Annotated in this window: 20 protein-coding genes and 5 tRNA genes; 7 read left to right on the plus strand and 18 right to left on the minus strand. The window is 37.0% G+C overall.

Annotated elements, in window-relative coordinates; genetic code table 11:
- A partial coding sequence (locus GQR44_RS17205; RefSeq protein WP_166372925.1) for an IS30 family transposase occupies positions 1–371 on the plus strand: 371 nt, incomplete at its 5' end.
- A 449-nt stretch (positions 372–820) separates the two neighbouring features.
- Here the strand turns inward: GQR44_RS17205 and GQR44_RS17210 are convergent.
- The 5 genes from GQR44_RS17210 to GQR44_RS17230 form a co-directional block, all read right to left on the minus strand.
- Positions 821–897 (minus strand) — tRNA-Pro (locus GQR44_RS17210).
- Positions 898–1,054: 157 nt separating this feature from the next.
- Positions 1,055–1,139, minus strand: a tRNA-Leu gene (locus tag GQR44_RS17215).
- A gap of 37 nt (positions 1,140–1,176) precedes the next feature.
- Positions 1,177–1,252 (minus strand) — tRNA-His (locus GQR44_RS17220).
- A 19-nt stretch (positions 1,253–1,271) separates the two neighbouring features.
- A tRNA-Arg gene (locus GQR44_RS17225) sits at positions 1,272–1,348 on the minus strand.
- 48 nt (positions 1,349–1,396) lie between these two features.
- Positions 1,397–1,473, minus strand: a tRNA-Pro gene (locus tag GQR44_RS17230).
- 608 nt (positions 1,474–2,081) lie between these two features.
- Here GQR44_RS17230 and GQR44_RS17235 point away from each other — a divergent pair.
- Positions 2,082–3,092 (plus strand): DUF3014 domain-containing protein, encoded by a 1,011-nt coding sequence (locus tag GQR44_RS17235; protein ID WP_166372926.1) that lies wholly within the window; start codon positions 2,082–2,084, stop codon positions 3,090–3,092.
- Between the two features lie 206 nt (positions 3,093–3,298).
- On the opposite strand, the gene GQR44_RS17240 is transcribed toward GQR44_RS17235, so the two are convergent.
- The 4 genes from GQR44_RS17240 to GQR44_RS17255 all read right to left on the minus strand — a co-directional run bounded on the left by GQR44_RS17240 (position 3,299) and on the right by GQR44_RS17255 (position 9,091).
- Positions 3,299–5,053 carry a sugar phosphorylase gene (locus tag GQR44_RS17240; RefSeq protein ID WP_166372965.1) on the minus strand — a complete coding sequence of 585 codons (1,755 nt, stop codon included), beginning with the start codon at positions 5,051–5,053 and terminating at the stop codon, positions 3,299–3,301.
- Between the two features lie 122 nt (positions 5,054–5,175).
- Positions 5,176–6,399 (minus strand): glycosyl transferase, encoded by a 1,224-nt coding sequence (locus GQR44_RS17245; RefSeq protein ID WP_166372927.1) that lies wholly within the window; start codon positions 6,397–6,399, stop codon positions 5,176–5,178.
- A gap of 16 nt (positions 6,400–6,415) precedes the next feature.
- On the minus strand, positions 6,416–7,402 hold the full coding sequence (locus GQR44_RS17250) for an HAD-IIB family hydrolase (RefSeq protein WP_166372928.1): 987 nt from the start codon (positions 7,400–7,402) through the stop codon (positions 6,416–6,418).
- Positions 7,403–7,840: 438 nt separating this feature from the next.
- Complete coding sequence (locus tag GQR44_RS17255) at positions 7,841–9,091, minus strand: OmpA family protein (RefSeq protein WP_166372929.1); 1,251 nt, start codon at positions 9,089–9,091, stop codon at positions 7,841–7,843.
- Positions 9,092–9,505: 414 nt separating this feature from the next.
- Here GQR44_RS17255 and pdsR point away from each other — a divergent pair, with 414 nt between their 5' ends.
- The 4 genes from pdsR (at position 9,506) to pyrC (ending at position 14,771) form a co-directional block, all read left to right on the plus strand.
- The gene (pdsR, locus tag GQR44_RS17260) at positions 9,506–10,243 is read left to right on the plus strand and encodes a proteobacterial dedicated sortase system response regulator (protein WP_166372930.1); all 738 of its coding nucleotides are present in this window, start codon (positions 9,506–9,508) and stop codon (positions 10,241–10,243) included.
- Positions 10,234–12,462 (plus strand): proteobacterial dedicated sortase system histidine kinase, encoded by a 2,229-nt coding sequence (gene pdsS, locus GQR44_RS17265; protein ID WP_166372931.1) that lies wholly within the window; start codon positions 10,234–10,236, stop codon positions 12,460–12,462. Before pdsR ends, pdsS begins: the two co-directional genes overlap by 10 nt.
- Positions 12,463–12,518: 56 nt before the next feature.
- A complete protein-coding gene (locus GQR44_RS17270; RefSeq protein ID WP_166372932.1) occupies positions 12,519–13,472 on the plus strand; it encodes a coproporphyrinogen III oxidase in 954 nt (317 codons plus the stop codon).
- A 267-nt stretch (positions 13,473–13,739) separates the two neighbouring features.
- Positions 13,740–14,771, plus strand: a complete 1,032-nt coding sequence (gene pyrC / locus GQR44_RS17275; RefSeq protein ID WP_166372933.1) for a dihydroorotase — start codon at positions 13,740–13,742, stop codon at positions 14,769–14,771.
- A gap of 223 nt (positions 14,772–14,994) precedes the next feature.
- Here the strand turns inward: pyrC and GQR44_RS17280 are convergent, their stop codons facing one another.
- From GQR44_RS17280 to GQR44_RS17295, 4 genes are all read right to left on the minus strand, one after another.
- A complete protein-coding gene (locus tag GQR44_RS17280) occupies positions 14,995–16,014 on the minus strand; it encodes a biotin/lipoyl-binding protein (protein WP_166372934.1) in 1,020 nt (339 codons plus the stop codon).
- Positions 16,014–16,520 carry a DUF3302 domain-containing protein gene (locus tag GQR44_RS17285; protein WP_166372935.1) on the minus strand — a complete coding sequence of 169 codons (507 nt, stop codon included), beginning with the start codon at positions 16,518–16,520 and terminating at the stop codon, positions 16,014–16,016. Before GQR44_RS17285 ends, GQR44_RS17280 begins: the two co-directional genes overlap by 1 nt.
- A 144-nt stretch (positions 16,521–16,664) precedes the next feature.
- Positions 16,665–17,264 carry an alkylphosphonate utilization protein gene (locus GQR44_RS17290; RefSeq protein ID WP_166372936.1) on the minus strand — a complete coding sequence of 200 codons (600 nt, stop codon included), beginning with the start codon at positions 17,262–17,264 and terminating at the stop codon, positions 16,665–16,667.
- A gap of 109 nt (positions 17,265–17,373) precedes the next feature.
- Positions 17,374–18,471, minus strand: coding sequence for a glycosyl hydrolase family 18 protein (locus tag GQR44_RS17295; RefSeq protein WP_166372937.1), 1,098 nt, complete (start codon positions 18,469–18,471; stop codon positions 17,374–17,376).
- Positions 18,472–18,589: 118 nt separating this feature from the next.
- Between GQR44_RS17295 and GQR44_RS17300 the strand changes: the two genes are divergently transcribed.
- Positions 18,590–19,738: a methyltransferase gene (locus tag GQR44_RS17300; RefSeq protein ID WP_166372938.1), complete on the plus strand. Its 1,149-nt coding sequence runs from the start codon at positions 18,590–18,592 to the stop codon at positions 19,736–19,738.
- A 115-nt stretch (positions 19,739–19,853) separates the two neighbouring features.
- Here the strand turns inward: GQR44_RS17300 and GQR44_RS17305 are convergent, their stop codons facing one another.
- The 5 genes from GQR44_RS17305 to odhB form a co-directional block, all read right to left on the minus strand.
- Positions 19,854–20,336 (minus strand): hypothetical protein, encoded by a 483-nt coding sequence (locus GQR44_RS17305; RefSeq protein WP_166372939.1) that lies wholly within the window; start codon positions 20,334–20,336, stop codon positions 19,854–19,856.
- 395 nt (positions 20,337–20,731) lie between these two features.
- Positions 20,732–21,235 (minus strand): PEP-CTERM sorting domain-containing protein, encoded by a 504-nt coding sequence (locus GQR44_RS17310; RefSeq protein WP_166372940.1) that lies wholly within the window; start codon positions 21,233–21,235, stop codon positions 20,732–20,734.
- A gap of 1,208 nt (positions 21,236–22,443) precedes the next feature.
- Positions 22,444–23,316, minus strand: coding sequence for a succinate--CoA ligase subunit alpha (gene sucD, locus GQR44_RS17315; protein ID WP_166372941.1), 873 nt, complete (start codon positions 23,314–23,316; stop codon positions 22,444–22,446).
- On the minus strand, positions 23,316–24,482 hold the full coding sequence (gene sucC, locus GQR44_RS17320; RefSeq protein WP_166372942.1) for an ADP-forming succinate--CoA ligase subunit beta: 1,167 nt from the start codon (positions 24,480–24,482) through the stop codon (positions 23,316–23,318). The genes sucD and sucC overlap by 1 nt, the downstream gene beginning before the upstream one ends.
- A 115-nt stretch (positions 24,483–24,597) precedes the next feature.
- Positions 24,598–25,764, minus strand: a complete 1,167-nt coding sequence (odhB, locus tag GQR44_RS17325) for a 2-oxoglutarate dehydrogenase complex dihydrolipoyllysine-residue succinyltransferase (RefSeq protein ID WP_205963115.1) — start codon at positions 25,762–25,764, stop codon at positions 24,598–24,600.
- Between the last annotated feature and the right edge of the window lie 45 nt (positions 25,765–25,809).

Below are 25,809 nucleotides of genomic sequence, written 5' to 3' on the forward strand. Positions count from 1 at the left end.
TGCGTGTTGATGACAAATCGGCTAAATCAGTGACTGCTGCTACGATTGCTTTATTGCAACCATTCAAAGGTGCGATATTTACGATCACCGCTGATAATGGTAAAGAATTTGCGTATCATGAAGTGATGACCGAATATTTAAACTGTGATGTTTATTTTGCAGATCCTTATTGTTCGTGGCAAAGAGGTTTGAATGAAAATACGAATGGTTTGTTACGACAATATTGGCCGAAATCAACGGACTTTAAAAAAGTATCGCAATCAGAAGTTGAAGATGTAATAGTTAAATTGAATGAAAGGCCAAGAAAGAAACTAAATTACAAAACGCCAGCCAAATTAATGGCTGAACATATGGTAGCTATAGCTGCTTAGTCGTTATGCACTTCAATGTTGAATCCGCCATCTGGTAAAAATGGTAATTACACAGAATTATTTACAGGGTAGATGGCTAAAAAAAACAGTAATCAATCCGCTTTAAATAAACTTGGTCACCAAAATGGACACCATTTGGTCACCGTTTGGTCACCGAGCTAAATTTTAGTGTTTTTTTAGTTATTCAAAGCGACTAAAAGTAGTGTTAAAAAAGAGGGAAATTTGAATAATACTGGTTTAAAACTGGGTTGATATTGTCAAATTAAAGACGAAAAAAAACCGCTTTTGCGTTTAAGCATAAAGCGGTTTTCTTAATGTGGTCGGTGATAGATGGAGCGAATAAGCGACAGCTTAGTGCCTGAGCTATCTTTTTGACTAATTTAGATTTTTTAATAGATTAAGACGAAAAAACCCGTATTACTTTTAAAAAGTAATACGGGTTTCAAATGTGGTCGGTGATAGAGGATTCGAACCTCTGACCCTCTGGTCCCAAACCAGATGCGCTACCAAGCTGCGCTAATCACCGAGTATTTTATTTGTATTTTGTAATAAAAGATTAAACCCTCTGGTCCAACTCTTTTCCAAAACACTGGAGATGCGCTACCAAATTGCGCTAATCACCGATATTGTTAATATCTAATTAGTCAGGAATTGTAATTAACTAATTGATATTACTGTTTAAATGGTGCGGAATGAGAGACTTGAACTCTCACATCTTACGATACTAGAACCTAAATCTAGCGCGTCTACCAATTCCGCCAATTCCGCAACGACTTAAACATTTTTAAACTTAAGATTTAAAAAATGGGGCGAATGACGGGGTTTGAACCCGCGACAACCGGAATCACAATCCGGGGCTCTACCAACTGAGCTACATCCGCCACTAAACTTTTTTAAAAATGGTACGCCCTACAGGATTCGAACCTGTGGCCTACGGCTTAGAAGGCCGTTGCTCTATCCGGCTGAGCTAAGGGCGCAAAAGCAGGATTTATATCTTACAACGATTTCTCATTGTTTTCAAAATGTGGTCGGTGATAGAGGATTCGAACCTCTGACCCTCTGGTCCCAAACCAGATGCGCTACCAAGCTGCGCTAATCACCGAGTATTTATTCGCATTTTGTAATATAAGATCAAACCCTCTGGTCCAACTCTTATTCAAAACACTGGAGATGTGCTAACAAACCACACTTACCACCAAGTATTTATTCGTATTTTGTAATATAGGGTCAAACCCTCTGGTCCAACTCTTATTCAAAACACTGGAGATGAGCTAAAAACTACACTTACCACCGAGTATTTGAGCATTGGATATATTGTAAATAACGCTATCCGCTCTGTTCATTATTAATCAATGTATATGTTATCACATCTTATTAACTGAACTGTTGAAGCAACTCATCTTTGTAAGAACTTAATGCCTGTCAACGAGGCGAGATATTACTGAGTTGGGTTGTGATCGTCAAACTTTATTTGCATATATTTTTCCGCTTGCCGAATAATTAAACGCATTGTCTACAATTAATTCGTTCTTAGTATCATTTTTAGCATTTAATGGTTTGTAACGTCATTTTTTTAAACTTAATTTAAGCTGATTTGATAAGCTATACAAAATATGTTCATGAATTAAATATCATTTTAATCAAACTTGGTACAATATTGTTCAATTGTTATAACTTCAGTCTATCTATTATTAACGGAGCGCACTAAGCATGGCTTACCCCGATACAAAAAAAGAGAAAGCCTATTCATGGCTTAATATTGTGCTTATATTAACTTGCCTCACAATGTTTGGCGCAAGCACCTATTTTTTCGCTTATCCAGATACTGCACCGCAATTGATTCAACGTTTAGGACTGACACCTTATTTCAACGATAAGATGGAGAAATTAGCGGCGTTAAAACAAACTCAGCAACAGGAGGCGATGGCCCAACCAAAACAAGAAACGGTTGTAATTGAAGAAACGCTCGACGTTGAACAGGCAGAAATAGTTCAAAAAGAGGAAGATCTGTTAGTGGCTTCGGCTTTAGGTGAATTACCAAATTCTTCGGCACAATCTACTGAAGTTGTTATTGACCCTAATTTACCTTTGATCGACGAGTCTGATCCCGTGGTATTAGAAGCGATTGAAGAGTTTAGTGAACAGACATTAATTGTTGATAATTTATTAGAGCAAGATCTGTTACGCAGCACGGTGGTATTTATCGATAACTTTAGCCGTGGTGAGTTTCTTGCTAGCTTTAGTCCATTGATGGCGACTGACATACCATTTCGTAAAAAAGAGAGTAACGGTAAAACTTATGTATCTGTCCTTAATTATCATCGCTATGATAACTACACAAAATATGTAAACTCAATTGACAGTGAAAAAATTGTGGCAACCTACCATATGTTGAAACCACTCATTGACCAAACTTATGCAGAGATTTCGTTACCAGGCGCAGACTTTGATGACGTGTTAAATGATGCGATTGAAATGGCGTTAAGCGTGCCCGTTATCAATGGCCCCATCTCATTAAAGTCCCCTTCTGTGATGTACTTATATAATAATCCAACATTAGAAGCATTAAATCATGCACAAAAACTATTACTGAGATTAGGTGGAAAAAATCTTACTATCATACAAGCCAAATTAGTCGAGATTCAGGCACAGTTAATGTCACAATCAACTGACCCCGTTGAATTGAATATACTCAATACACCTGCTAATGAAATAGATTAAAGCAAACTACTTTAACTAAACCAACCAAACCAACTAAAAGAGCCCCTTTCAAACCAGTTTTGAAAGGGGCTCTTTTTTGATACGTTGCCTCACATTGTTTAACTCAGCTGAATTCAGTTATTAAGCTAGATTTTTCATGAAACCACTATTCAAAACGCCACGGTTAATAACCCAAGATTCATAACACTGCTATTCTTAACTGCTAATTATTTATAATGGATATTAGTTATCCAAACTGTTTGATAGGGACTTAATACTATCAACTCTTGTTGCATATCTAGCGGTTCACCCGAAATCAATTCAATCCAGTTATCAGTCATAATCAAATTTAACTCTTGAATTGATAACTCCATGTCGTGGTCAGTAATATTGTTAATACAAAAAATACTCTGTTTTCTGTCTAGGCTTTGTCTCCAAAATCCAAATAATTGCAAACCTAAATGTAGCGTAAACTGAGTTGCATTAGGGTGGAATGCAGGTTGCTTAATGCGAATATCAAGTAACTCTTTAAGTGATGCTAATACAATCGCATGATGGTCGCTCTTATCCGCTAGGTTTTCTTCAAGCTCTTGATAGTCCCAACGATGACGATTGATAGAGCGATTTTGCTGTGTATTAGCGACTTTTTCATAATCGTTCTGCGTGCCTAGCAAGCTGTGAATGTATACGCCAGGAATTCCCTCTAATGCGAACATGACAGCGTGTGCGCAAATAAATCGCTCTAAACCGAAGCTATCAGCTCCTTTTGTTGTGCCTTGCAGTGCATCGAACAATGCGATGTTAATTTCATAGGCTTTTTGCTGCCCTAACGCTGTGCTACGCCATGAGACTTTGCCACCGAACGATTGCATGGTTTCAACTAAGGTAGTGAGCTCATAGTCGTTTAGTAATCCTTCCGCAGGACGTAAGCCAATACCATCATGAGATGCAATGAAATTAAAATAAGCGGTGCCATTTTGGGAAGGAGGCATACTCATCAACCAACGCTTTAGATATAAACAGTTACCGGTGACTAAGCTATTAATTAGTAAAGGCGGTAATGAAAAGTTATAAATAGCGTGTGCTTCATTGGCATTACCAAAATAGGTGAGGTTTTGAGTATTAGGAATATTCGTTTCAGTAATAATAACGGCATCTGCTTCTGCATGCTCTAATAATGTTCTTAATAAACGGATGACCTCATGGGTCTCAGGTAAATTGATTGAACTACTATTCAATTTTTTCCATAAAAATGCGACGGCATCAAACCTAAATATTTTAACGCCTCTATCGAGGTATAAACGGATAATGTCGACAAAACTTTTTAACACTTCAGGGTTTCTAAAATCGAAATCTACTTGATCGTGACTAAAGGTACACCACACATGCTGTGTGCCCTTACCGGTTTCAGTTTTTCTTAATAAATCAGAAGTACGTGGCCTCACCACCGCTGATAAATCATCTTCCGGCGATGCCGTATAGAAAAAGTCATGGCCTATCCCCTCCCCTTTGATGAAGTTATCAAACCATGCACTTCGACTGGAACAATGATTAATCACTAGGTCAGACATTAAACGGCGATCTTTTGCTATTGCTTGTATCTCATCCCAGCCGCCTAAGGACTCATTAACGCTGGAGTAATCAATAACGGAAAATCCGTCGTCCGAGCTATAGGGAAAGAACGGCAAAATATGAACGCTATTAACAGTGTCACCTAAATAATTATCCATAAAGTGTTTTAATGTCACTAACGGTTTTTCATCTGGCTTTAATAATGAATCTCCATAGGTGATCATCACAACATCTTGTTGTGACCAATGACTTTTGTAAGCAACGGGCGTTGAACAAGCTTCATCTAAACGCATTAATTTAATCAATTGTTCACTAAGTTCTTCACAACTAATGTTCAGCTCAACTTCTTTATAAATAATGTTAAGTTGTTGCACTAATTTATTTTTTAACATGGTTAGCGGCGCTTCCATGTCGTTTATTTCATCCATTCATTTCTCCTTGTGCACGCGACCCAATGTTTATTTTAAAAACAGTATTTATTTTGAAGTACTCAAACCTAAACTAACTCTATCTGTAATAATCCCTACTTTATTTATTCACTAAATTCTTGGTGATCTAACTCTACTGCTTCTTTTAATTGTTCTAATACATCGGGCATGGCGCTGATCACTCGACTCCAAGAGGGAATAAAAGGCGTATCCATTGGTTTATCTAAAAATATTTGACCTGCGGTCATGACGTTTTCAGCAAACATTTCAATCGCTTTTTCTTCATTATGAATATCCAAACTTAAACCATTCATCATTGCGTCACCGCGATACATCTCTAAATAATCTAATGCAATACGATAGTAAGTTGCTTTAAGCGTACGAATACTTTCAGTGCTGAATGTTTCACCCTGTGTCGCTAATTTACGGATGAATGCTTTGCTGATATCAATGGACATTTTTGATAAACCGCCTTCTACACTTTCTAAAGAAAGGTCTTGATGCTTATGATCATAGGCATCTGAAATATCCACCTGACAAGTACGATTACTTGCGTAGTTACGGTGCATTTCTGATAATACGCCTATCTCTAATCCCCAATCACTTGGAATGCGTAAATCGCTTAATACATCTTTGCGGAAAGAGAATTCACCCGCTAATGGATAAAGAAAGCTATCAATGAACTCTAAGTACTCATTATGACCAATGGTTTTCTTCAAGGCTTTGACCAAAGGCGTAACTAATAAACGTGACACTCGACCGTTAATTTTACCGTCTGCTACTCGTGAGTAAAAACCTTTGCAGAACTCGTAATTAAAACCAGGATTAGCGACAGGGTAAATTAACCTTGCTAATAAAGAACGATCATAGGTGACAATGTCACAGTCATGTAATGCAACTGATTCGGCTTTACCAGAAGCTAAGGTATAACCCATGCAATACCAAACATTACGCCCTTTACCTAATTCCTTAGGTGCGACTCCCAGTGCTTGCAATTTAGCATCTAGCGCTTTTAACCTTGGTCCCTCGTTCCATAATACACGGTGATGTTGAGGCAATTTTTTAAAGAATTTGAGGGCATGACGGTATTGCTCTTCACTTGCACGGTCTAAGCCGACAACGATTTCAGATAAGTAAGGCACCTCACAAAGGTGATCCACAATATCAGGGAATGCATCCCCTTCTAATTCAGAGAAAAGTGAAGGTAAGATTAACCCCATCGGGCGTGTTGAAGAAAAGGTTTTTAGCTCAGCTTCAAGATCTTCATTACTACGTTGTCTTAAATTGTGCATTGTAGTAACAATGCCATTTTGATAAAAATCAGCCATTATTCAGTTCCTTAATTTAATAAATTTGTGTCGATGATAAAATTTTATTTAAACATTCAGTCCAACCTGCAGGGCCATATAAATGACTTTGGTAAACATGTTCTGTACGCGATAAGGGTGGGAAATCATGCACTGGTGAGCGTACCTGCACAGCAATAGTTGCTTGCTCTAGCATCGCAATATCATTTTTACCATCGCCCATCGCAATACTGATGACTTGCTTATTCGATTCATTGTTTTGCAATAGAGCCTGTTGTAATGGCAATAAAGAGGATGTATTTGCAAGTGTAGTTGAAGACGTTACTGATTGTATAGTTGAAGCATTATCTAAAGATGAAGTTGAAGGAGGTGCTGACACTGTTATTTGAGCATCTTGTTCCTGTAAATCTTGTTGTAAATATAGCTCCGTTAACCATTGTTGTGCCAGACCTTTATCGCAATGTCCACTGATATGTAGAAAACGCCCGCCTTCTAATACGTTGGCGCCTAAGTGACGCATAAGATTACTAAATTCTGTTTTTTGTAGGTCATCTCCCAACCAATTTAAAGGCTCTCCATATTGACGCTGCTTAGCCATTGCTGCATTTTCAATACTTAGTCCTGTCAATTCAGCAAGCTGTTCATTACTCATTTCAGAGAAACCTTGAAACAGGTGTTGGTATGCACTTGCTTCACTATTCAACAATTGCAGCCAATATGATTTCTCTTTAGAAAAAGATTTAACCCAGTACTTCCCCTGCTCGAGTGTATCGGCAGGTTGTTGTTTGAAATAATTAATAGGGATAAAAACGGCAGCACCATTTTCAATAATAAAAGGAGAGGATAAATCCAGCTGTTCCCGTATTAAGGAGATTTCAGGTAGCGTTTTACTACTATTAGGAATGATGTCTATCGCGTTTAACTTCAACGTTGCTATCATTTCTGTGGCATCGTCAGTTTGATAGGTGTAATGATCTAATAATGTTCCATCTAAATCGGTAAAAACCAATATTTTTTTAAGCATTAATTCCCCATTTGTTGAGCAGCACCTGATTGCTAAAACTTACTACTTAATTAACTATAATTATATAGCCTTGGGTAGGGCCAACTAACAAAAAAATCAAATAACCTCTGCTTTTGATGGGGCCAACAGTGAAAATTAAGACACTATTGTTATAATTTATACTCACTATTTCGCCATGCAAGGTGATAATTATAACAACAGCTTATTACAAGCCACTTTCACCCCCTCCCAATAAATAGCATTCATAAACAATGACTTAAATTGTGATAATTTCTTGTTAAATCTAAGTCATCAAATATACAATCATTCTACATGACAAAATAAATTAAAAAAAACAAACTGGCACTTGAAATAACCGTCGCATTGATCAGTTCATGTTTTTTTAACAATCCGTTGATCGTATTTATTTTCGAATCTGATTGATACATGGTATACCCCTTATAATTGATAGCTCAACATAGTAATTAACGGCTCTTCAATGGCCTTAACTTGTGTATTTTGCTGATCCTTTGTGACATTTTTAGTATCCCTTTGTGAAGGTATCATGACGTCATTAAATGAAGCTTGCTGAGATAGTTCACTTTGACTCTTAAGTGCTCTATTTTCAGATGAAATACTGCCTTCTTTATTTGCGTTAAGGTTTTGCTTCTCGTTATGATCATTGTTAAATGATACAAAATCATTTAATACTAATTCAGTATTTACCTGTACGACTTCGTTATTCTGTTTTACTTTGGAAGGAATGAGCACTTGGGAATGAGCAGTCACTTGAGTGTTAGCATAATTAACAGAAGAAACAGCTGCTTCAGTTTCATGAATAATGGCCTGTTGAGTTTCTCTCGCCTGTGCTTTTTTTATCTTGGCTAATTTTATTAATGCTAAGCGTTGTTCCGCTTTATCTGTTTGTCTTTTAACGTTGACTGCTAATTTATCTAGTCCAGGCGCATAGGGGCTGACTTGTACTTTTCTCAAACCTTTATTATAAGTGCTTTCCTTTAACTTCATTGCTTCATACTCACCTAATGTCACCAAAACAAGCTGTTGTTTTTCGACCCCATGCTCAATCAAATAATTAGCCACATTTTCAGCTCTTTTATGTGCAAGGCTTAAATTATAAGATGCCCTTCCAGACTTATCCGTATGGCCTATAACCTGCCACTTTTTCAATTTAGGTTGTTGCTTTATCAGGTCCACTGTATCTAATAAGGCTAATTTATACTCAGGCGCAATCTTTGATGATGATAAAGCAAATAAAACGTTAGTGGTTTCTGTCTTTACTGTCGTAGGTTCAATAACCATGGCTGTTGGACTTGGCTCTGATTTAGTTTTAGCCTTAAACTGATCTTTTGATTGATTCTGCGCTTTAAAATTATCTGCAGCATTATGTTGGGCTACTGTATATGCCTCTTCTAGCAAGTTTTGTTCGGCGATAGCAGCCAGTTCATTGGCATCGGTGGTTAATAAACTGTTATCTGTTGCTCGTTTAAAAAAGATCACTTGTTGTGATCCTTGATCGTTATTATGTGCAGGTACTTTATAACTGCTTAAATAAGTAGAATAAGCTGAAGCCTGTTTAGTGCTTCTATATTCTTCTAACAAAACTAGGCCTCCCGTAACAGCCGAAAGTACGGCCACACCTAACAATGATTTTTTAAGGTGTGATAATGACGTTGATGTTTGTTTTGACATGCCAGACTCCTTTAACATTAAATATTGCAACTTAGGTTGCTGTTTAGATGTCAGTATTACAACAAACTTAAATGGCAAGATTAGGGACAAAAAGTGGCAAACTACTGATCAATAATGTTCAAAAAGTGGCAATGCTATATTTAGCCAAACCTACTGATAAGATTTTTGTATACTTAACCTCAATTCTGGTTAATGAAAGCGGAATTGAGGTTAGTTAAAATCATAAGATTATATTTTTTGGCTATACAGTGCCGTTAGTTATGCGTAGTTCAAGGTGAATTATTGAAGCAATAACGGGTTATTGAGAGATAATTTAACGAATAAATCCACGGAAATAACGGTATTGTATCGCTTTGCTTATCCAGAACTGAGGTTACTTAACCTTCCACCAGCAATAAAGGAATAACACTCAATATGAAACGTATTGCAATAATTGAAGATGACCATGCTATTCGTGAAAACTATATGGACCTAATGCAACGCTACGGTTATCAAGTAGAGGGTTATTCAGGTAGAGAGCAAGCGATGCTTGCCTTCAATAGCCGCTTGCCAGACTTAGCAGTGATTGATGTGGGTTTAGGGCACGAATACGATGGTGGTTTTTTGCTATGTCAGCAGCTAAGACAAATATCAGCGAGTTTACCGATTATCTTTTTAACTGCCCGTGATAATGATTTTGATAGCATTTCCGGATTACGATTAGGGGCCGATGATTATTTAAGTAAAGAAATTGGTTTAGAGCATTTAATGGTGCGTATTAGCGCTTTATTCAGACGTATCGGATTAAGTGAGAGCAATGCACAATCGCAGCATAATATTTTACAGCGTGGTGCATTAACCATTGATAATGACAAAATGCAGATTAGCTGGGAGGGTAACAATTTAGAAGTCACGATCACAGAATTTTGGATTATTCACGCGCTCGCCCACAAATCAGGCGTAGTAAAAAGTCGCCAACAATTAATGAGCGATGCCAACATGGTGGTCGATGACAATACTATTACTTCTCATATTAAAAGGATCCGTAAAAAATTCATGCAAATAGACCCGTTATTTGACGAGATAACCGCTATTTATGGTATGGGTTACCGTTGGGATATAAGTACTGAAACAGGAACACAACATACAGCGCAATCTTCATTATGCAATTAAAGTGGGGTTTACGTGGCAAGGTATTAGCACTCAGTAGTTTATTATTGCTGTTGCCATTATTTGCCTATCAGTTTGTGGTTGAGATGGAGAACTTTTTACGTGAAGGGCAACAACAAACGCTACTCGGTACCAGCAGCGCAATTGCTACTGCTTTACATGAAAGGCCGAGTCTATTTAATGAGCACGCCAGTTTTTTGCCTAATGTCACTAAAGGCCAAGATTTATATGTTCATAATCTTGAGCAAGCCATTCGCTTAGATGCGAATAATGAGGATTGGGGAGTAAATCGAGGGTTTATAAATAGTTATCAAAATGATCAACTTGAAGCACAAAAAGAAAAAACGAACACAAATAATGTACACTTTAATCAATTATTAGGTAAGCGAGACGGTTTCTTATACGCGCATTTTGAAGTCTTTAATCAACATCCAATTACACGAGGAAAAAGGTCAACTCAAGTTACCGACAATGACCATTTAATTATTGCCATGAGTTCGCCCGAAGGCTTGCTGCAACGTTATATTATTTCGGTCGCGAATGACGGCTGGTTTAATGCTTACCGGTATCCGCAACATAGTATTTACGCAACAAACCTAACGCGAGAAAAGTCCATTCAAGGTATCTGGCAATCTACGAAACAGGGTTACAATATTGAGTTACGCATACCACTTACATTATTAGGCGATAAGCTTGGTTTTCAACTCAACACAGCCTCGACATTGAATTCAAAGCAGATAGACAATGCAATCAGCACGTCTAATTTATTAGATATCAGTAAACTCGGCAGCGTATTGATCCCTTCTCCTGAGATAGAGCAAATACTCTTAGCAATGCGTCATACACGTGCAAGGCTTTGGGTGGTTGATAGGCACCAACGTGTTATCGCACAAGCTGGAGATATTCATCAAGCAACAGGGATTTGGCCTGCAGAATCAACTAATGTTCAAGAGGCCAGCTTCTGGACCAAGATTGAAACAAGATTTTTATCACCAATCTATTCACTGTTATTAGAACAACCAGAAAATCATTTTATAGATAAAAACCAACACACCACACAACTTAATAATAACCTCGTAAAACAAGCATTAGCAGGAAAAGCGGCCACCCAATGGCGTTTAAGTAGTGATAAAAAAGTATCTATTCTCAGTGCAACTCACCCAATATTTGTTCATGATAAAGTAGTCGGTGTAGTGATAGCAGAGGAAACTAATAACGGCATCATCACATTACGTAACCAAGCCTTACAAAAGATGTTCAGCGTATTATTAGCTGTTATTTTTGTCGCAGGTGTTCTGCTATTTTTATTCCTCTCCACTGTTATCAACCGAGTTCGTGCTTTGCGTGACCAAAGTGAACAAATACTAGATAAAAATGGGCGTCTGAAGGGCACATTTGTTGCCAGTAAACACAGTGATGAAATTGGCGACCTATCACGCAGCATGGCAGGTATGGTTCAACGCTTGGGTCAATATCATCACTATGTTGAGCAGCTATCTTCTCGATTATCTCATGAGTTAAGAACGCCTGTCGCCGTAGTGCGCTCTTCATTGGAGAACTTATCTTTATTACCCTGCAACGATCAACAACAAAAATACATCGAACGTTCTCAACAAGGTATTCAACGACTCAGCAAAATACTTACTAGCATGAGTGAAGCCAGTCGCATTGAGCAAAGTTTACAACAAGCGGAAAAACAACAAATAGACCTGCGCACATTATTAGACAGTTGTTTGCAAGGATATGAAATGGTGTATCCACAATCCACATTTGAAAAGCACCTTGGTGAGGCCCCTGCCTTAATTAATGCAGATCCTGATTTTTTAGTGCAGATGTTAGACAAAATCATTAGTAATGCGGTTGAATTTTCTATTTCTAAACAAGCGATTGTTATCAGCTTAGAGAAAGTGACGAGTAATTTATCGTACGTTGGCAGTAAAACAGTGAGTAGTAAAACATTAGGTAGCACTCAACAAACTGATCACATCAGTCTAAGTATTACTAATCAAGGTGTATTGTTAAGTTCAGACAATAATCAGGATTTATTTCAATCAATGGTATCTGTGCGCCCTGCTTCTCAACAACATGATACTCACCTAGGTTTAGGTCTTTATATTGCCAAAATGATTTGTGAACACCATCAAGCGACTTTAACTATCGAAAACAATAGCGACTTGACGGGCGTCACCGTAACCATTACCTTGCCCCTTATTCACTCTTAATTGTTATCACTCAACAATAATTGAAACTGACCACTTATATTAATACAGGAATCTTTATGCGCGTATTGGCCACTTCAAAGAAAGCTCAGTTTGCTTTAACAGAACTTAGTCAAGTTCAACAATATTTTGTACAAAAACTACAGAAGCTTTCTACTGGCACTGAATTTAAAAGTGTTGAATGGTTAAGAGATAATGGCACTCATGGTGGAGGTCAACGTTTCGAAGCAACCACTAATATGGTTTTTAATCGCGCTTCTGTTAACGTATCGCAAGTACAATATGAGGATAAGCCTGATAAAGCTTTTTTATCGGCAACCGCTTTATCTACCATTATTCATCCTCAACATCCGCTTGCTCCTTCAATCCATATTCACGTGAGCTGGACGGAACTTAAAAATGGACAACAATACTGGCGTTTAATGGCGGATTTGAATCCTGCCATTGCTGATGCTTCGGATAATTTACTCTTTAACAATATGTTACAACAAGCCAGTGGAGAGTATTTTGAAAGTGGTATTGCACAAGGTGAAGCATATTTCTTCATTCCTGCATTAAATAAACACCGTGGAGTGAGTCATTTTTACTTAGAAGGTTTTACCGGTAATGAGCACACACCTGAATATTTTGGAATTGATTTTGCCACCCAGGCTATCGACTGTTATATCGCTATCTTAAACGATAAATTCAGTCGCTTACCGCCACCTTCAGATCAAGAATTGCAGCAACAATTAGATTATCACACGCTCTATTTTTACCAAGTACTGACCTTGGATAAAGGCACAACTGCAGGGCTGTTAATTCATAGCCAAAATGATGTCGGCACATTAGGCTCTTTACCTGCTTATATTAATCGAGATTTGTTAGCGAGCTGGGTAGCTCACTCGCCATCAGAAAAACAGCCTTTAGTACAATCCTTGGTGGATCTGTTACCGCCACAAAAAAGTGTGCACGTTGACGCTAATATTAAAGCGAATATTGCGCAGGCTATACGACAACATTATACAGCTTGATTTTGAACACTAACCGCTATCACTACTAGTAATAGCTAACAATAATCACTAACAGCTATCTATAAACGTTATTTGTAAGCATTGTGTATAGGTTAATTGAGCATCGAGTTTAAGCTTTTATTAAAAAAACTCGATGCTCAATTTTACTAAAAACATAATACAATCAACGTGATTAATGATAACCACTTAACTAGACCTTTACTTCACCTTTTTATACTTCTAAAATCATCCCCACACTTCCTTCCCCCTTATTATGCGGAGCATTTTATGAGCAGCACACTAACCATTACTCGACCAGACGATTGGCATGTACATTTACGTGATGGAGATGTATTAAAAGATACCGTTCGTGATACTAGTCGTTACATGGGTCGCGCGATTGTTATGCCAAATTTAGTGCCTCCCGTGATGACAACCGACAGTGCATTAGCTTATCGTGAGCGGATTTTAGCGGAGCAACCACAAGCCACCTTTACGCCATTAATGGTTATTTATTTAACCGATAACACCAGTGCCGAAGAGATACAAAAAGCCAAAGCATCAGGCCATGTGTATGCAGCTAAGCTTTACCCAGCTGGCGCGACCACAAACTCTGATTCAGGGGTGACGGATGTTAATAATATCAAAGCAGCGCTACAGGCAATGCAAGATGTTAATATGCCATTATTGGTACATGGTGAAGTAACTGCACACGACGTTGATATTTTTGACCGTGAAGAGGTCTTTTTGAAAGAAGTACTTGCTCCTATCGTGGCAAGTTATCCGAACCTTAAAATAGTGCTTGAACATATTACAACGGCAAATGCCGTAGAGTTTGTTAACCAAGCAAGCGACAATGTGGCAGCGACCATCACTGCGCATCATTTAATGTTTAACCGCAATCATATGTTAGTGGGAGGCATTAAGCCGCATTTTTATTGCCTGCCTATCCTAAAACGCAATACACACCAAGCAGCGCTTGTTAAAGCGGCAACCAGTGGTAGCAAGAAATTCTTTTTAGGGACAGATTCTGCGCCGCATAGCATTGGCGCTAAAGAATCAGCATGTGGATGTGCTGGTTCTTATACTGCATTTGCTGCTTTAGAGTTATATGCCGAAGTATTTGAAGCTGAAAATGCTCTCGATAAACTAGAGGGTTTTGCAAGTTTTAATGGTCCAGATTTTTATCAACTAGCACGGAATACAGATTCCGTGACATTAGAGAAATTATCGTGGGATGTGCCTGCAACATTACAATTTGGTAATGATGTGGTTGTGCCTATTAAAGCTAATGAAACAATGACTTGGAAAGTATTATAATTTTTTCTGATTGGCTGTTAACTATTAACGAGATATTCGCTGATAGTTAATATAACCCTATTCATTTGATTTAGTTTAATTTGAATGGATAATTATTGGTACAGATAAATTCTGTACCAATAATAAATATTTTATAGCGATAACAGGGTAACCGAATCGATTACTCTACTTTTACAAGCAAGCTTTATCATCTCGTATTTTACCTATTTACCTTTACCTGCTATTAGTGGATAGGAAAAACATAAGATGCCCATGATGACATGCGTAATAATACTTTGCGGATGATAGTCAGCTCCTCTAATTCTTCTGAATACACTGCACTTTGTCCATATGCACCTAGCGGTAAAAGATCACGGTATTGTTCAAAATTAGGGTCTTTAATCTCAAATACAACAGAAATTTCACCCACATGAGACGAAATAAGATCAACTGAAGATCTATTAGATTTAACTGCCCCTTCTGCAATATTCGAGACCTTAGCAACTTCAGCGGCAAATACTTTTCCAGGCAAGGCATCAAATATTAACTCTGCGTCATAACCAGCTTTGATTTGTAAAATTTTATTTTGAGGATACCAACTAGCATACTGAAATGAGCTATCTTGAATAAAGAGCATCGCAGGGTTTGTTGGCATGGAGGCAACATGTAAACCAGGAAATACCGATATTTGAGTGACATAACCATCACTGTGTGCTCGAACAATTGTATTTCTTAAGTTATAAGTGGCCTCGCTTAATTGTGTATTTAAATCATCAATTATTGCAGCAGCTTTAGCGCTATCAATATCTACTCGCTTGTCTGCATTTGCAGTTTGTAACTCTCGCCCATTTAACTCTTGTGTACTTAATGTTTGCTTACTTAGCTCTTCTTTACTCAGATCTAGTGCACTTAAATATTGTTGCTTTGCAGTCACGATTTGCGCCGTTAATTGTGCGACTTTATTTTGATAAGGTAACGGATCAATTCTGAATAAAATATCCCCCTTATTAATACGAGTATTCGCAGTTATATCAACTGAGAGAACAGTACCTTGAACGACAGGGACAATCGGTGTAGTTACAAAATATTGTTTACTCGAGTCTGAATAAGGATGAGTATAGTTAATCAATAAAATTAACGAACTCACTAACACCGCTCCACCTACTATAGCGGTAGGAACTGTCCAGCGATTAAATGGAATACCAAACACTCTGAATATAACCACACAAATTGATAGGTAGCTTAACGTTATCAACCAATCCATTATTTATCTCCTTGCTGTTGTTCAAGGTTTAATTTGTCTATATCTTCGAATAATTGTGAGGTTTGTTTATCAAAATCTTCTACCTCATTATCGACTTTAAAATCAATATCATCTTCAGAAGCGATATTTTTCTCAGCTACTGCTTTCACTTTTTCAGAGGATTTGATTGATAAGGCAGTTTCGATCGTTTCAACTCGATGTTGCAGATTGATAAGGTTTTGTAAGTTAATCAATTGAAGGTTGGTTTCTTTGCTTGTAACTGATTCTGTATTGTCAGTTCCGCCCCAACTTCTATTTTGACGGTGTGACGTTGCCCAGATCCATAAAAATGGCCATAGGATATGGAGAGTTAATAAACTGATCCACCCCGCTACTTGTAACGCATCTTGTTGTGGATGATTACGTTCCTTCGCCATTTTATAGGGAATGTCATGTATAGCGACCATTCCATAAAATAAGGTAACGAATATAAATACTAATATTCCTAAAGCGATATATTCAAGCATATTACGTCCTGTAAATGATATTAATTTGTTATTAGTATCGCAGAAATTAGAAAGCCCATCACGTAATTCCTTTAAATATCATAAAGTAATCACATAACGGGCTTAATATTAAAAATGTTCTCTAATATTTAATAACTTAAATCGTTATTTATCTTCGAATAATGGCATTTTCTTCAAGTAAGTTGTTAACAGTACAATACGAACACCGTTAACACGCCCTTCAATATGTTCTGGGTTATCAGTTAACGAAATATTACGCACTGGCGTTCCACGCTTAGCAGTAAAATTACCGCCTTTTACTTCCAAGTCTTTAATTAACGTTACGTTATCACCCGCTAATAACACGACACCGTTTGAATCACGAGTTGGGGCAACATCTTCAATTTCATCGGCAGCAACACCATAGTCAGCCCAAGCTTTTTGCTCATCTTCCATGTACATCATATCTAATAGATCTTGAGCCCAAACTTCACCCGCTTTACTTAAACGTGTTAATAAACGAAATGCAGTTACTTGCACAGCAGGAACTTGGCTCCACATGCTATCGTTAAGGCAACGCCAATGGTTATTATCCATCTCAACTGTTTTTTCGATTTGAGGTAAACAAGTAGAACACACTAACACTGATTTATCTGAGTTAGGTTCTTTAACAGGTGGCACTTCGAAAATAGACAGTTCATTAGTCGATGAACATAATTCACAACATCCATTACTACGTTCTGTTAAAGCTGCATTGATCGGCATAATATGACCTTATAGTTAGTAGGGTAAATAAAGGGCGCTATTATGCGCCCTTTTAACAATAAAAAAAACCAGAAATAGTCTTCAATACTTAACCATAAAGGAGGAATGTTTAATCACAAATTGCATTTGATTGATATATAGACTGCAAATACATTGTATTCAATAGTGAATAGTCAGTATCTTCAACATAATCTTGGTTAATCGCATTGAGAATAACCCCACCTGCGTTGGTTTGTGCATACTCTGTTTTAGCAATCACTGTTGCTATACCATTGTAATTAATATTGTCGTAGGTATTGTCGTTTGGCCCTTCAACATTAATCGCTTCATCAACACACGCGTTATCAAGGTCATCACTCACAATATCATTAAAATCTAATACGGCATCACCTTGCGAGTAAACAGGAATTGCTAATACTATTTTGTTCTTTACCACACAACGATTAGTCCAATAGGTGATCGCATCTTGTGCATCTTCTAAAGAAGAGTGCAGGTCGTCATTGTCAGTTGTATTAAGCGCCATCACATTCACAAAATCAGGGTAACCTAAAGCATCCTCTTGCACACCTTGATCGGTTGCATCATCATCCTCACCGGAGTCGACCACGTAACTAAACAGCACACCTTGGTCGGTAGCCAGATCAGAAACTTCTTTTACTAAATCTTCAAATAGGTCCCCTTCATCATCAGTTGTTGGAAATTGCCAATTAATATCGATGCCGTCTAGGTCATAATCTTTGATCAAATTTTCAACGTTATTGATAAAGTTATTTAAGGCCGTTGTATTTCCTGCGATAGAGTTAAAAGCAGAGTCACTAGCGTTGCCAATAGAGGCCATGGCATAGATACCTGAGTTATGTGCCGTATCAATCAACTCTTCAAATTCATCTAAATCATCCCCAGTGGGTAAAATTAAATCCCCATCAGATTCAACACCAACCTTGTTATAAATAACATGAGTTAGTTTAGTAAAATCGATGTCATCAAGTGTTTCTTCATCACTGATAGACCAGTATGCAATTTGCTTAAAATCAACACTGGTAAAGTCTTCCTCACACACTGCATCCTCATCGCCTTCCCAAATATCATCAAGAAATTCTGACGTCTTATTATCACAAGCAGCTAACGCATAGAGTGGAAGACAGAGCACAAATGCTCTAATGAATTTGTTCGAAAGTAGTTTATGAGACGGTAATGATGTTTTCACAGACGGATTTATCCTTTTTTCATTTGAATACAATTAATAATATCACTTACCTTAATAGGGCAAGCAAGTTAAAATAAGAAAATAAGTATTTTTACACACACCAAATTAGGCAAACGCTATGAATGAAGCATTAATAATTGCAGATCAAACTTTAATATTACATCGCCATCCACGAAGAAAAAACGAAACATTACAAGCTTGGGATTCAGCTGATGAATACTTGATCAACCATTTTAATGAAAATGAATTGAATAAATACATTACTGAAGATGGGCAACTATTAATTATTAACGATGGTTTTGGTGCATTAAGCTGTTACTTTAACGATCTTGAAAGAACTGTAGTTTCAGACTCTTTTATTTCAGTAAGTTCAATAAAACTTAATATGCAACGTAATCAATGTGATCCTGACAATTTATTAATTCAAGATAGTCTGCAGGCATTACCAGATAACGTTAAAGTAGTATTAATAAAAGTACCTAAAACATTGTCTTTTTTAGAGCATCAATTACAGCAATTAAGTACTGTAATTGGTAAAGATACGATTGTAGTCGCAGCGGGTAAAGTCGACACCATTCATAAATCAACACTGGCTTTATTTGAAAAGTATATCGGTACCACTAAAACGTCATTAGCAAAGAAAAAATCGCGTTTGATATTCAGTATCGTTGATCAAACAGACATTCCAGAAGATGATATTGCAATTACTTGGGATATTGAACGTTTTGACTGGAAAATTCATAACCACGCTAACGTTTTCTCACGTAACCATTTAGATATTGGTGGACGTTACCTAATGGATAACTTACCTGAAGGTGATTTTACTAAAGTGGTGGATTTGGGATGTGGTAACGGCGTAGTTGGCATGGCAGCAGCAGTGGCATACCCAGAAGCACAAATCACATTCATTGATGAATCTTATATGGCAGTAGATTCAGCACGTATTAATATGCTGAAAAACTTTGAAGAAGAACGTTCTGATAATACTCGTTTTGTAGTAAACAACGGGTTAGTGGGATTTAAAGCACGTAGTTATGATTTAATTTTATGTAACCCTCCTTTCCATCAACAACATGCAATCACCGACCATATCGCTTGGAGTATGTTTAATGATGCACATTTCTGTTTAGCAGTGAATGGAGAACTAGTGATTGTTGGTAATCGCCATTTAGATTATCAAGATAAATTAGAGCGCATTTTTGGAAACTGTGAATTAATCGCAGAAAACAAAAAGTTCGTTATCCTACGTGCAATTAAAATGGAATAGCAAATATAAACCTCAAGTGTAAATCTTTACACTTGAGGTTACATATCCCCATTAACTATCAAAATGTCCTGTTGATTAATTCAAGCTAGCGACAAATTAACAACTAATTTGCCCTTTAACCCTTTAACCGGGCACAGGAATACACTTCACCATAAGCTTCAGATTTAACGGTTAATGTTGAAGCTGTTAATGCTAATACCTTACCTGACTCGTTAATACTATCTGGCAAAATATCATTAAAATTAAAGAAATTATCTAATTGTGGATGGCTGACATTAGTAAATTTAATATCACTGGATGACATCACAAGCTGATCTCCTTTTAACTGCCATGACGATTTATCGGTTTCATTAAATGTCAATTCAGGCATGCCTGGAATATTCAGTAATAAAGTACCTGACCCACTCGACTTCCCTTGCTTAGCGTAATTGATATTGTAGTTGACCTTTACCTTCATTTTGGTCTTTGGCTCTTCTGCTTGGTGCTGGCAGCGCCAATGACCGATCATGTTATTTTCATTAATCTGACTGACTTCTGCCGCAAAAGTAGGCATTGCAACTGTAAATGTTAATAACGGTAATAATTTTATTAAATTCATTTCTCTATCCCAATTTTTTACAGTGAATATGCAATGCGATGATAGCCTAGAAGCCTATCAGTAGCTACTGTCGCTAATAACGAAAAACTACACTATTAAATCTAAAATTTTACTACTACAAACAAATTATGACAGGAAGTTTATAACCTAAAAGCTGAAGAAATAGTAATACTAACTTTACTTATCTCTATGGGGTTCATCTATTGAAAGGAGTAATGCTAATTCTATTAGATAACGGATCAATCTTGTTGGTAACAATAGCTATTGTTACCAACTAATAGGAAAGATCTATAAGACAAACCTATTCTCTAGAGTTGCATAATAAATTTTGTAACTATCAATAAAAAGCCCCGTAAAACGAGGCTTTCTTAATGTAGAACGAACGACTATAGAATTTATTTTTGTAATTGACGTTGGCGGCGAACAGCTAAACCTGCAATTGCAAGTCCAAATAATAACATAGTCTCAGGCGCAGGCACTTGTACTGTTAAGGTTGACTGACCAATTTTGACACTAGTAAATAAACCTGAATATATAGTTATATCTAATAAACCATCGGCATTAAGCGCAGCCAATGCTTCAACTTCAAGGTTTCCAGCGAACATAGAACCTAAAGTGATTGCCCCCGAATCAAAATCAAATCGTTCGATTTTAAATAAAAGTGTTTCCCAAAAGTCTAGGTTATTAACTTCTATTTCTAAATATGCACTTGTTGCACTACCAAATGTAAATCCATCATCTGTAATATCATGTTGATAACTAACTGAACTGCCAAAACCACTTAAAGATAGATTTGGATCGACAACATCTACAATCGTGCTAGCAAAAGTACTTGCACTAAATAATAGCCCTATCGCTAATCCCATTTTTTTTATGTTTGAAAAATTAAACATGTCCATATTCCACCCCTATTCCATTTAATGTAAGAAAGAAAAAACTTAAGAAAAAAGCATATATATCAGATATATACATAACTGGTATTACACTTGATTTAGCATCAAATATGCCAACTCGAAAATCTATATATTTAACAATGAGATACAGGTTTTCAGGGACCTAATTAATAACAAATGTAAAGAAAATCAACATATTGTTAATTCAGTATCATTAAAGGTGAATAATGAATGAGACAAAACATTCAAAGAAGATAAAATGACATTATAAAATAAAAGACAAAATTTCAAAAAGTCATTTAAATAAACATAAAGGAATACTTTAAAAAACTAACAATTAATTTAGAACATAATATAAAAATATAATGCAAGCTATTGATGTATTTAATAATAATAATTTCTAAAAAAAATAATTACTAACTCATAAGTAATGCAAGATTTTCCGACATATTTTTTGAAATTAATTATTGGATACAGTGAAATCGATTCAAATTACTCAATTATAAATAGATTAAGCAAAGCATTATTAATATCAAATTGAATCTAAGGTTTTCTTTGTTGTATTTCGTAATAAGTAATTACTTTAAGAAGCGACCGTCTATTTTTGCTCAAACTGTACTCGGTTTTCAATGAGATCGACTGTGGTTTAATGATTAAGATGTCATAATTTTAAAATTACTGTTTATTGAAGAAGGCTGGATTCAGATCATAAGTGCATAACTTAAAATTTTTATAAAAAACAGAGAACCACTGGGGCTTGTATTGTGAATAAATATGATAAGAAACTTTATTAGAAGACTATTATCCTGATGATACGTAAGCTGCTATGAAAAGAGCTATATAAAGAGGCATGTAAAGATATAAATAAAATGCAATGTTAGCAGCCATTTAAGCCAAAAACTACGTCAGTCACTCTGTGTAAGACTTTAAAGATATCGACTAGCCCTTTAATGGTTTACAGAAATATTTTACCAGAGCACCTTCATGAAGCTTAAACGCAAGAAATAGAGTTTGAATTTTAGGGACAAAAAAGCCCCGCTATTGAAGGTCAGTTCAAAGCGAGGCTCGTATTGTGAGTCAACACAGTAAGCAATCTTGTTAAGAGATTACCAACCAGTTACTTCACGTAATGCTTTACTGAAATAAACAGCTGCTAGAGATTACCAAACAGTTGCTTCACGTAGTGCTTTACTGAAATAAACAGCTGCTAGAGATTACCAACCAGTTACTTCACGTAGTGCTTTACCGATATCAGCAAGTGATTTAGTCGTTTTCACGCCTGCATCTTCTAATGCTTTAAATTTATCTTCTGCAGTACCTTTACCGCCAGCGATAATCGCACCAGCATGTCCCATACGCTTACCAGCAGGTGCAGTAACACCAGCGATGTAAGAAACAACAGGTTTAGTTACGTTTGCTTTAATAAATGCAGCCGCTTCCTCTTCCGCAGTACCACCGATTTCACCAATCATTACGATTGCTTCAGTTTCTGGATCTTCTTGGAATAATTTTAGAATATCGATGAAGCTAGAACCAGGGATAGGATCACCACCAATACCAACACAAGTTGATTGACCAAAACCTTCGTCTGTAGTTTGTTTAACAGCTTCATAAGTTAATGTACCAGAACGCGATACGATACCTACTTTACCTTTTTTATGAATGTGACCAGGCATAATACCGATTTTACATTCATCAGGTGTGATAACACCAGGACAGTTAGGACCGATCATCACAACACCTTCTTGATCTAGTTTAATTTTAACTGCAACTAAATCTAGTGTTGGAATGCCTTCAGTAATAGTAACGATTAATTTAATACCTGCATCAATCGCTTCTAAAATAGCATCTTTACAAAATGGTGCTGGTACGTAGATAACCGATGCTGTAGCACCCGTTTCTTCTACTGCTTCACGTACTGTATTAAATACAGGTAAGCCTAAATGTACTTGACCGCCTTTACCAGGTGAAACACCACCGACCATTTGTGTACCGTATTCAAGCGCTTGCTCTGAGTGGAAAGTACCTTGACCACCAGTGAAACCCTGACAAATTACTTTAGTGTCTTTATTAATTAAAATACTCATTATTTTCCACCTACCGCTTTAACAGACTGCTGAGCAGCATCTGTTAATGATGTTGCTGCAATAATATTAAGACCTGACTCAGCTAAGATCTTACGACCTAATTCTGCATTGTTACCTTCTAAACGAACGATAACAGGAACAGAAACACCTACTTCAGCTACTGCGCCAATAACACCTTCTGCGATTAAATCACAACGTACAATACCGCCAAAGATATTAACTAAAACAGCTTTAACTTTGTCATCAGAAAGGATGATTTTGAATGCTTCTGTAACACGTTCTTTAGTTGCACCGCCGCCAACATCCAAGAAGTTCGCCGGATTGCCGCCGTGTAGGTTAACCATATCCATAGTACCCATAGCAAGGCCAGCACCATTAACCATACAACCGATGTTGCCATCAAGAGCTACATAGTTAAGTTCCCACTGAGCCGCATGCATTTCACGCGCATCATCTTGTGTTGTATCGTTGATAGCATGAAGTGCTTTTTGACGGTACATTGCATTTGAGTCGATAGTAATTTTGCCATCTAAACAGATTAAATCGTCTGAACCTGTTACAACTAATGGGTTAATTTCTAATAACGCTAAATCTTTATCTTCAAAAATAGTTGCAAGCCCTAAGAAAATCTTAGTGAATTGACCAATTTGTTTACCACATAAACCTAATTTAAATGCTAATTCACGTCCTTGGTACGCTTGTGCGCCAACCAAAGGATCGATCATAACAGTATGGATTAATTCAGGAGTTTCTTCTGCAACTTTCTCAATTTCAACACCACCCTCGGTAGATGCCATGAAAGTAACACGTTGTGAAGCACGGTCGATTACCGCACCTAAATAAAGCTCGTTAGCAATATCACTACAACTTTCTAGTAATAATTTATTAACTGGTTGTCCGTTAGCATCTGTTTGGTAAGTAACAAGATTTTGACCTAACCATTTATGTGCAAACTCACGGATTGCTTCTTTTGAATCAACTAACTGTACGCCACCCGCTTTACCACGACCACCCGCATGTACCTGACACTTAATAACCCATTTATCTCCGCCTAATTTTGACGCAGCATTAACCGCTTCTTCGCCACTATCACAGGCAACACCCTGTGGAACCGGTAAACCGTATTCTTTAAATAGCTGTTTTGCCTGATATTCATGCAAATTCATGTTTGATTTCCATCTGTTTTAGTTAAACTTAATAGCTCGAAAGCCGTGAGTGTAAAAACAATTTTTGTTTCGCTGCTTATAAAAATAAACAGCGAATAAACTTTTTTATTAAAGATTAAACATCTAATAATAAGCGAGTAGGATCTTCAAGAAGCTCTTTGATAGTCACTAAGAAACCTACTGACTCTTTACCATCAATTAAACGATGGTCATAAGACAGTGCAAGGTACATCATCGGTAATATCTCAACTTTCCCGTTAATCGCCATTGGACGATCTTGGATTTTATGCATACCTAAGATAGCCGCTTGTGGAGGATTGATAATTGGCGTTGAAAGTAAAGAACCAAATACACCGCCGTTAGTCACGGTAAAGTTACCACCCATCATTTCGTCAACAGTTAATTTGCCGTCACGACCTTTGATAGCAAGCTCACGAATACCCTTTTCAATGTCAGCAACACTTAATGTATCAGTATCACGTAAAACAGGTGTTACTAGACCACGCGGTGTTGATACAGCAATACTGATATCAAAGAAGTTGTGGTAAACGATATCAGTACCGTCAATTGCAGCATTAACTTCTGGGTAACGTTTAAGTGCTTCAGTTACCGCTTTAATGTAGAAAGACATGAATCCTAAACGGATACCATGTTTTTTCTCAAACACTTCTTGGTATTGCTTACGAAGATCCATGATTGGTTTCATGTTTACTTCATTAAATGTAGTTAACATTGCCGTTGAGTTTTTAGCTTCTAATAAACGTTCTGCAACACGTTTACGTAAACGTGTCATCGGTACGCGCTTGTCGCTACGTGCAGCAACAGCGGCTACGATATCAACCTTAGGCTCAGTTTCTTTTTTGTTTTTAGATGTACGGAAGTTATCTACATCTTCACGCGTAATAACACCGCCTTTACCAGACCCTTTAATATCACGTGCATCGATGCCTTCTTCAAGCATTAAACGACGAACTGATGGGCTTGCATCGGCAGTTGCTGCAGGTGCTTCAGCTGGAGCTGCTTCTTCTTTCGCTGCAGCAGGTGCATCAGCTTCTTCTAACTTAGCTAATAACTGTTTAGAAAGTACGGTTGCGCCTTCGTCTTCAATTATTTCTTTTAAAATGCCTGATGCAGTAGCAGGAACTTCTAACACTACTTTATCAGTTTCGATTTCAACTAACACTTCATCACGCTCAACGAAGTCACCAGGTTGTTTATGCCAAGTTGCTACAGTTGCATCTGCAACTGATTCTGGAAGTTCTGGTACTAGTACTTCAATCATAATTAACGCTTCCTACAATAATAATTTTTATTCAATAAATTTAAT

This window comes from Psychromonas sp. SA13A (assembly GCF_011378715.1).
In the GTDB taxonomy this organism is placed as follows: domain Bacteria; phylum Pseudomonadota; class Gammaproteobacteria; order Enterobacterales; family Psychromonadaceae; genus Psychromonas.

Bases quoted from the DNA above. Each gene is read 5' to 3' on its own strand.
- GQR44_RS17235 (WP_166372926.1), top strand. From the start codon at position 2,082: ATGGCTTACCCCGATACAAAAAAAGAGAAAGCCTATTCATGGCTTAAT.
- GQR44_RS17240 (WP_166372965.1), bottom strand. From the start codon at position 5,053: ATGGAAGCGCCGCTAACCATGTTAAAAAATAAATTAGTGCAACAACTT.
- GQR44_RS17245 (WP_166372927.1), bottom strand. From the start codon at position 6,399: ATGGCTGATTTTTATCAAAATGGCATTGTTACTACAATGCACAATTTA.
- GQR44_RS17250 (WP_166372928.1), bottom strand. From the start codon at position 7,402: ATGCTTAAAAAAATATTGGTTTTTACCGATTTAGATGGAACATTATTA.
- GQR44_RS17255 (WP_166372929.1), bottom strand. From the start codon at position 9,091: ATGTCAAAACAAACATCAACGTCATTATCACACCTTAAAAAATCATTG.
- pdsR (WP_166372930.1), top strand. From the start codon at position 9,506: ATGAAACGTATTGCAATAATTGAAGATGACCATGCTATTCGTGAAAAC.
- pdsS (WP_166372931.1), top strand. From the start codon at position 10,234: ATGCAATTAAAGTGGGGTTTACGTGGCAAGGTATTAGCACTCAGTAGT.
- GQR44_RS17270 (WP_166372932.1), top strand. From the start codon at position 12,519: ATGCGCGTATTGGCCACTTCAAAGAAAGCTCAGTTTGCTTTAACAGAA.
- pyrC (WP_166372933.1), top strand. From the start codon at position 13,740: ATGAGCAGCACACTAACCATTACTCGACCAGACGATTGGCATGTACAT.
- GQR44_RS17280 (WP_166372934.1), bottom strand. From the start codon at position 16,014: ATGGATTGGTTGATAACGTTAAGCTACCTATCAATTTGTGTGGTTATA.
- GQR44_RS17285 (WP_166372935.1), bottom strand. From the start codon at position 16,520: ATGCTTGAATATATCGCTTTAGGAATATTAGTATTTATATTCGTTACC.
- GQR44_RS17290 (WP_166372936.1), bottom strand. From the start codon at position 17,264: ATGCCGATCAATGCAGCTTTAACAGAACGTAGTAATGGATGTTGTGAA.
- GQR44_RS17300 (WP_166372938.1), top strand. From the start codon at position 18,590: ATGAATGAAGCATTAATAATTGCAGATCAAACTTTAATATTACATCGC.
- GQR44_RS17305 (WP_166372939.1), bottom strand. From the start codon at position 20,336: ATGAATTTAATAAAATTATTACCGTTATTAACATTTACAGTTGCAATG.
- GQR44_RS17310 (WP_166372940.1), bottom strand. From the start codon at position 21,235: ATGGACATGTTTAATTTTTCAAACATAAAAAAAATGGGATTAGCGATA.
- sucD (WP_166372941.1), bottom strand. From the start codon at position 23,316: ATGAGTATTTTAATTAATAAAGACACTAAAGTAATTTGTCAGGGTTTC.
- sucC (WP_166372942.1), bottom strand. From the start codon at position 24,482: ATGAATTTGCATGAATATCAGGCAAAACAGCTATTTAAAGAATACGGT.
- odhB (WP_205963115.1), bottom strand. From the start codon at position 25,764: ATGATTGAAGTACTAGTACCAGAACTTCCAGAATCAGTTGCAGATGCA.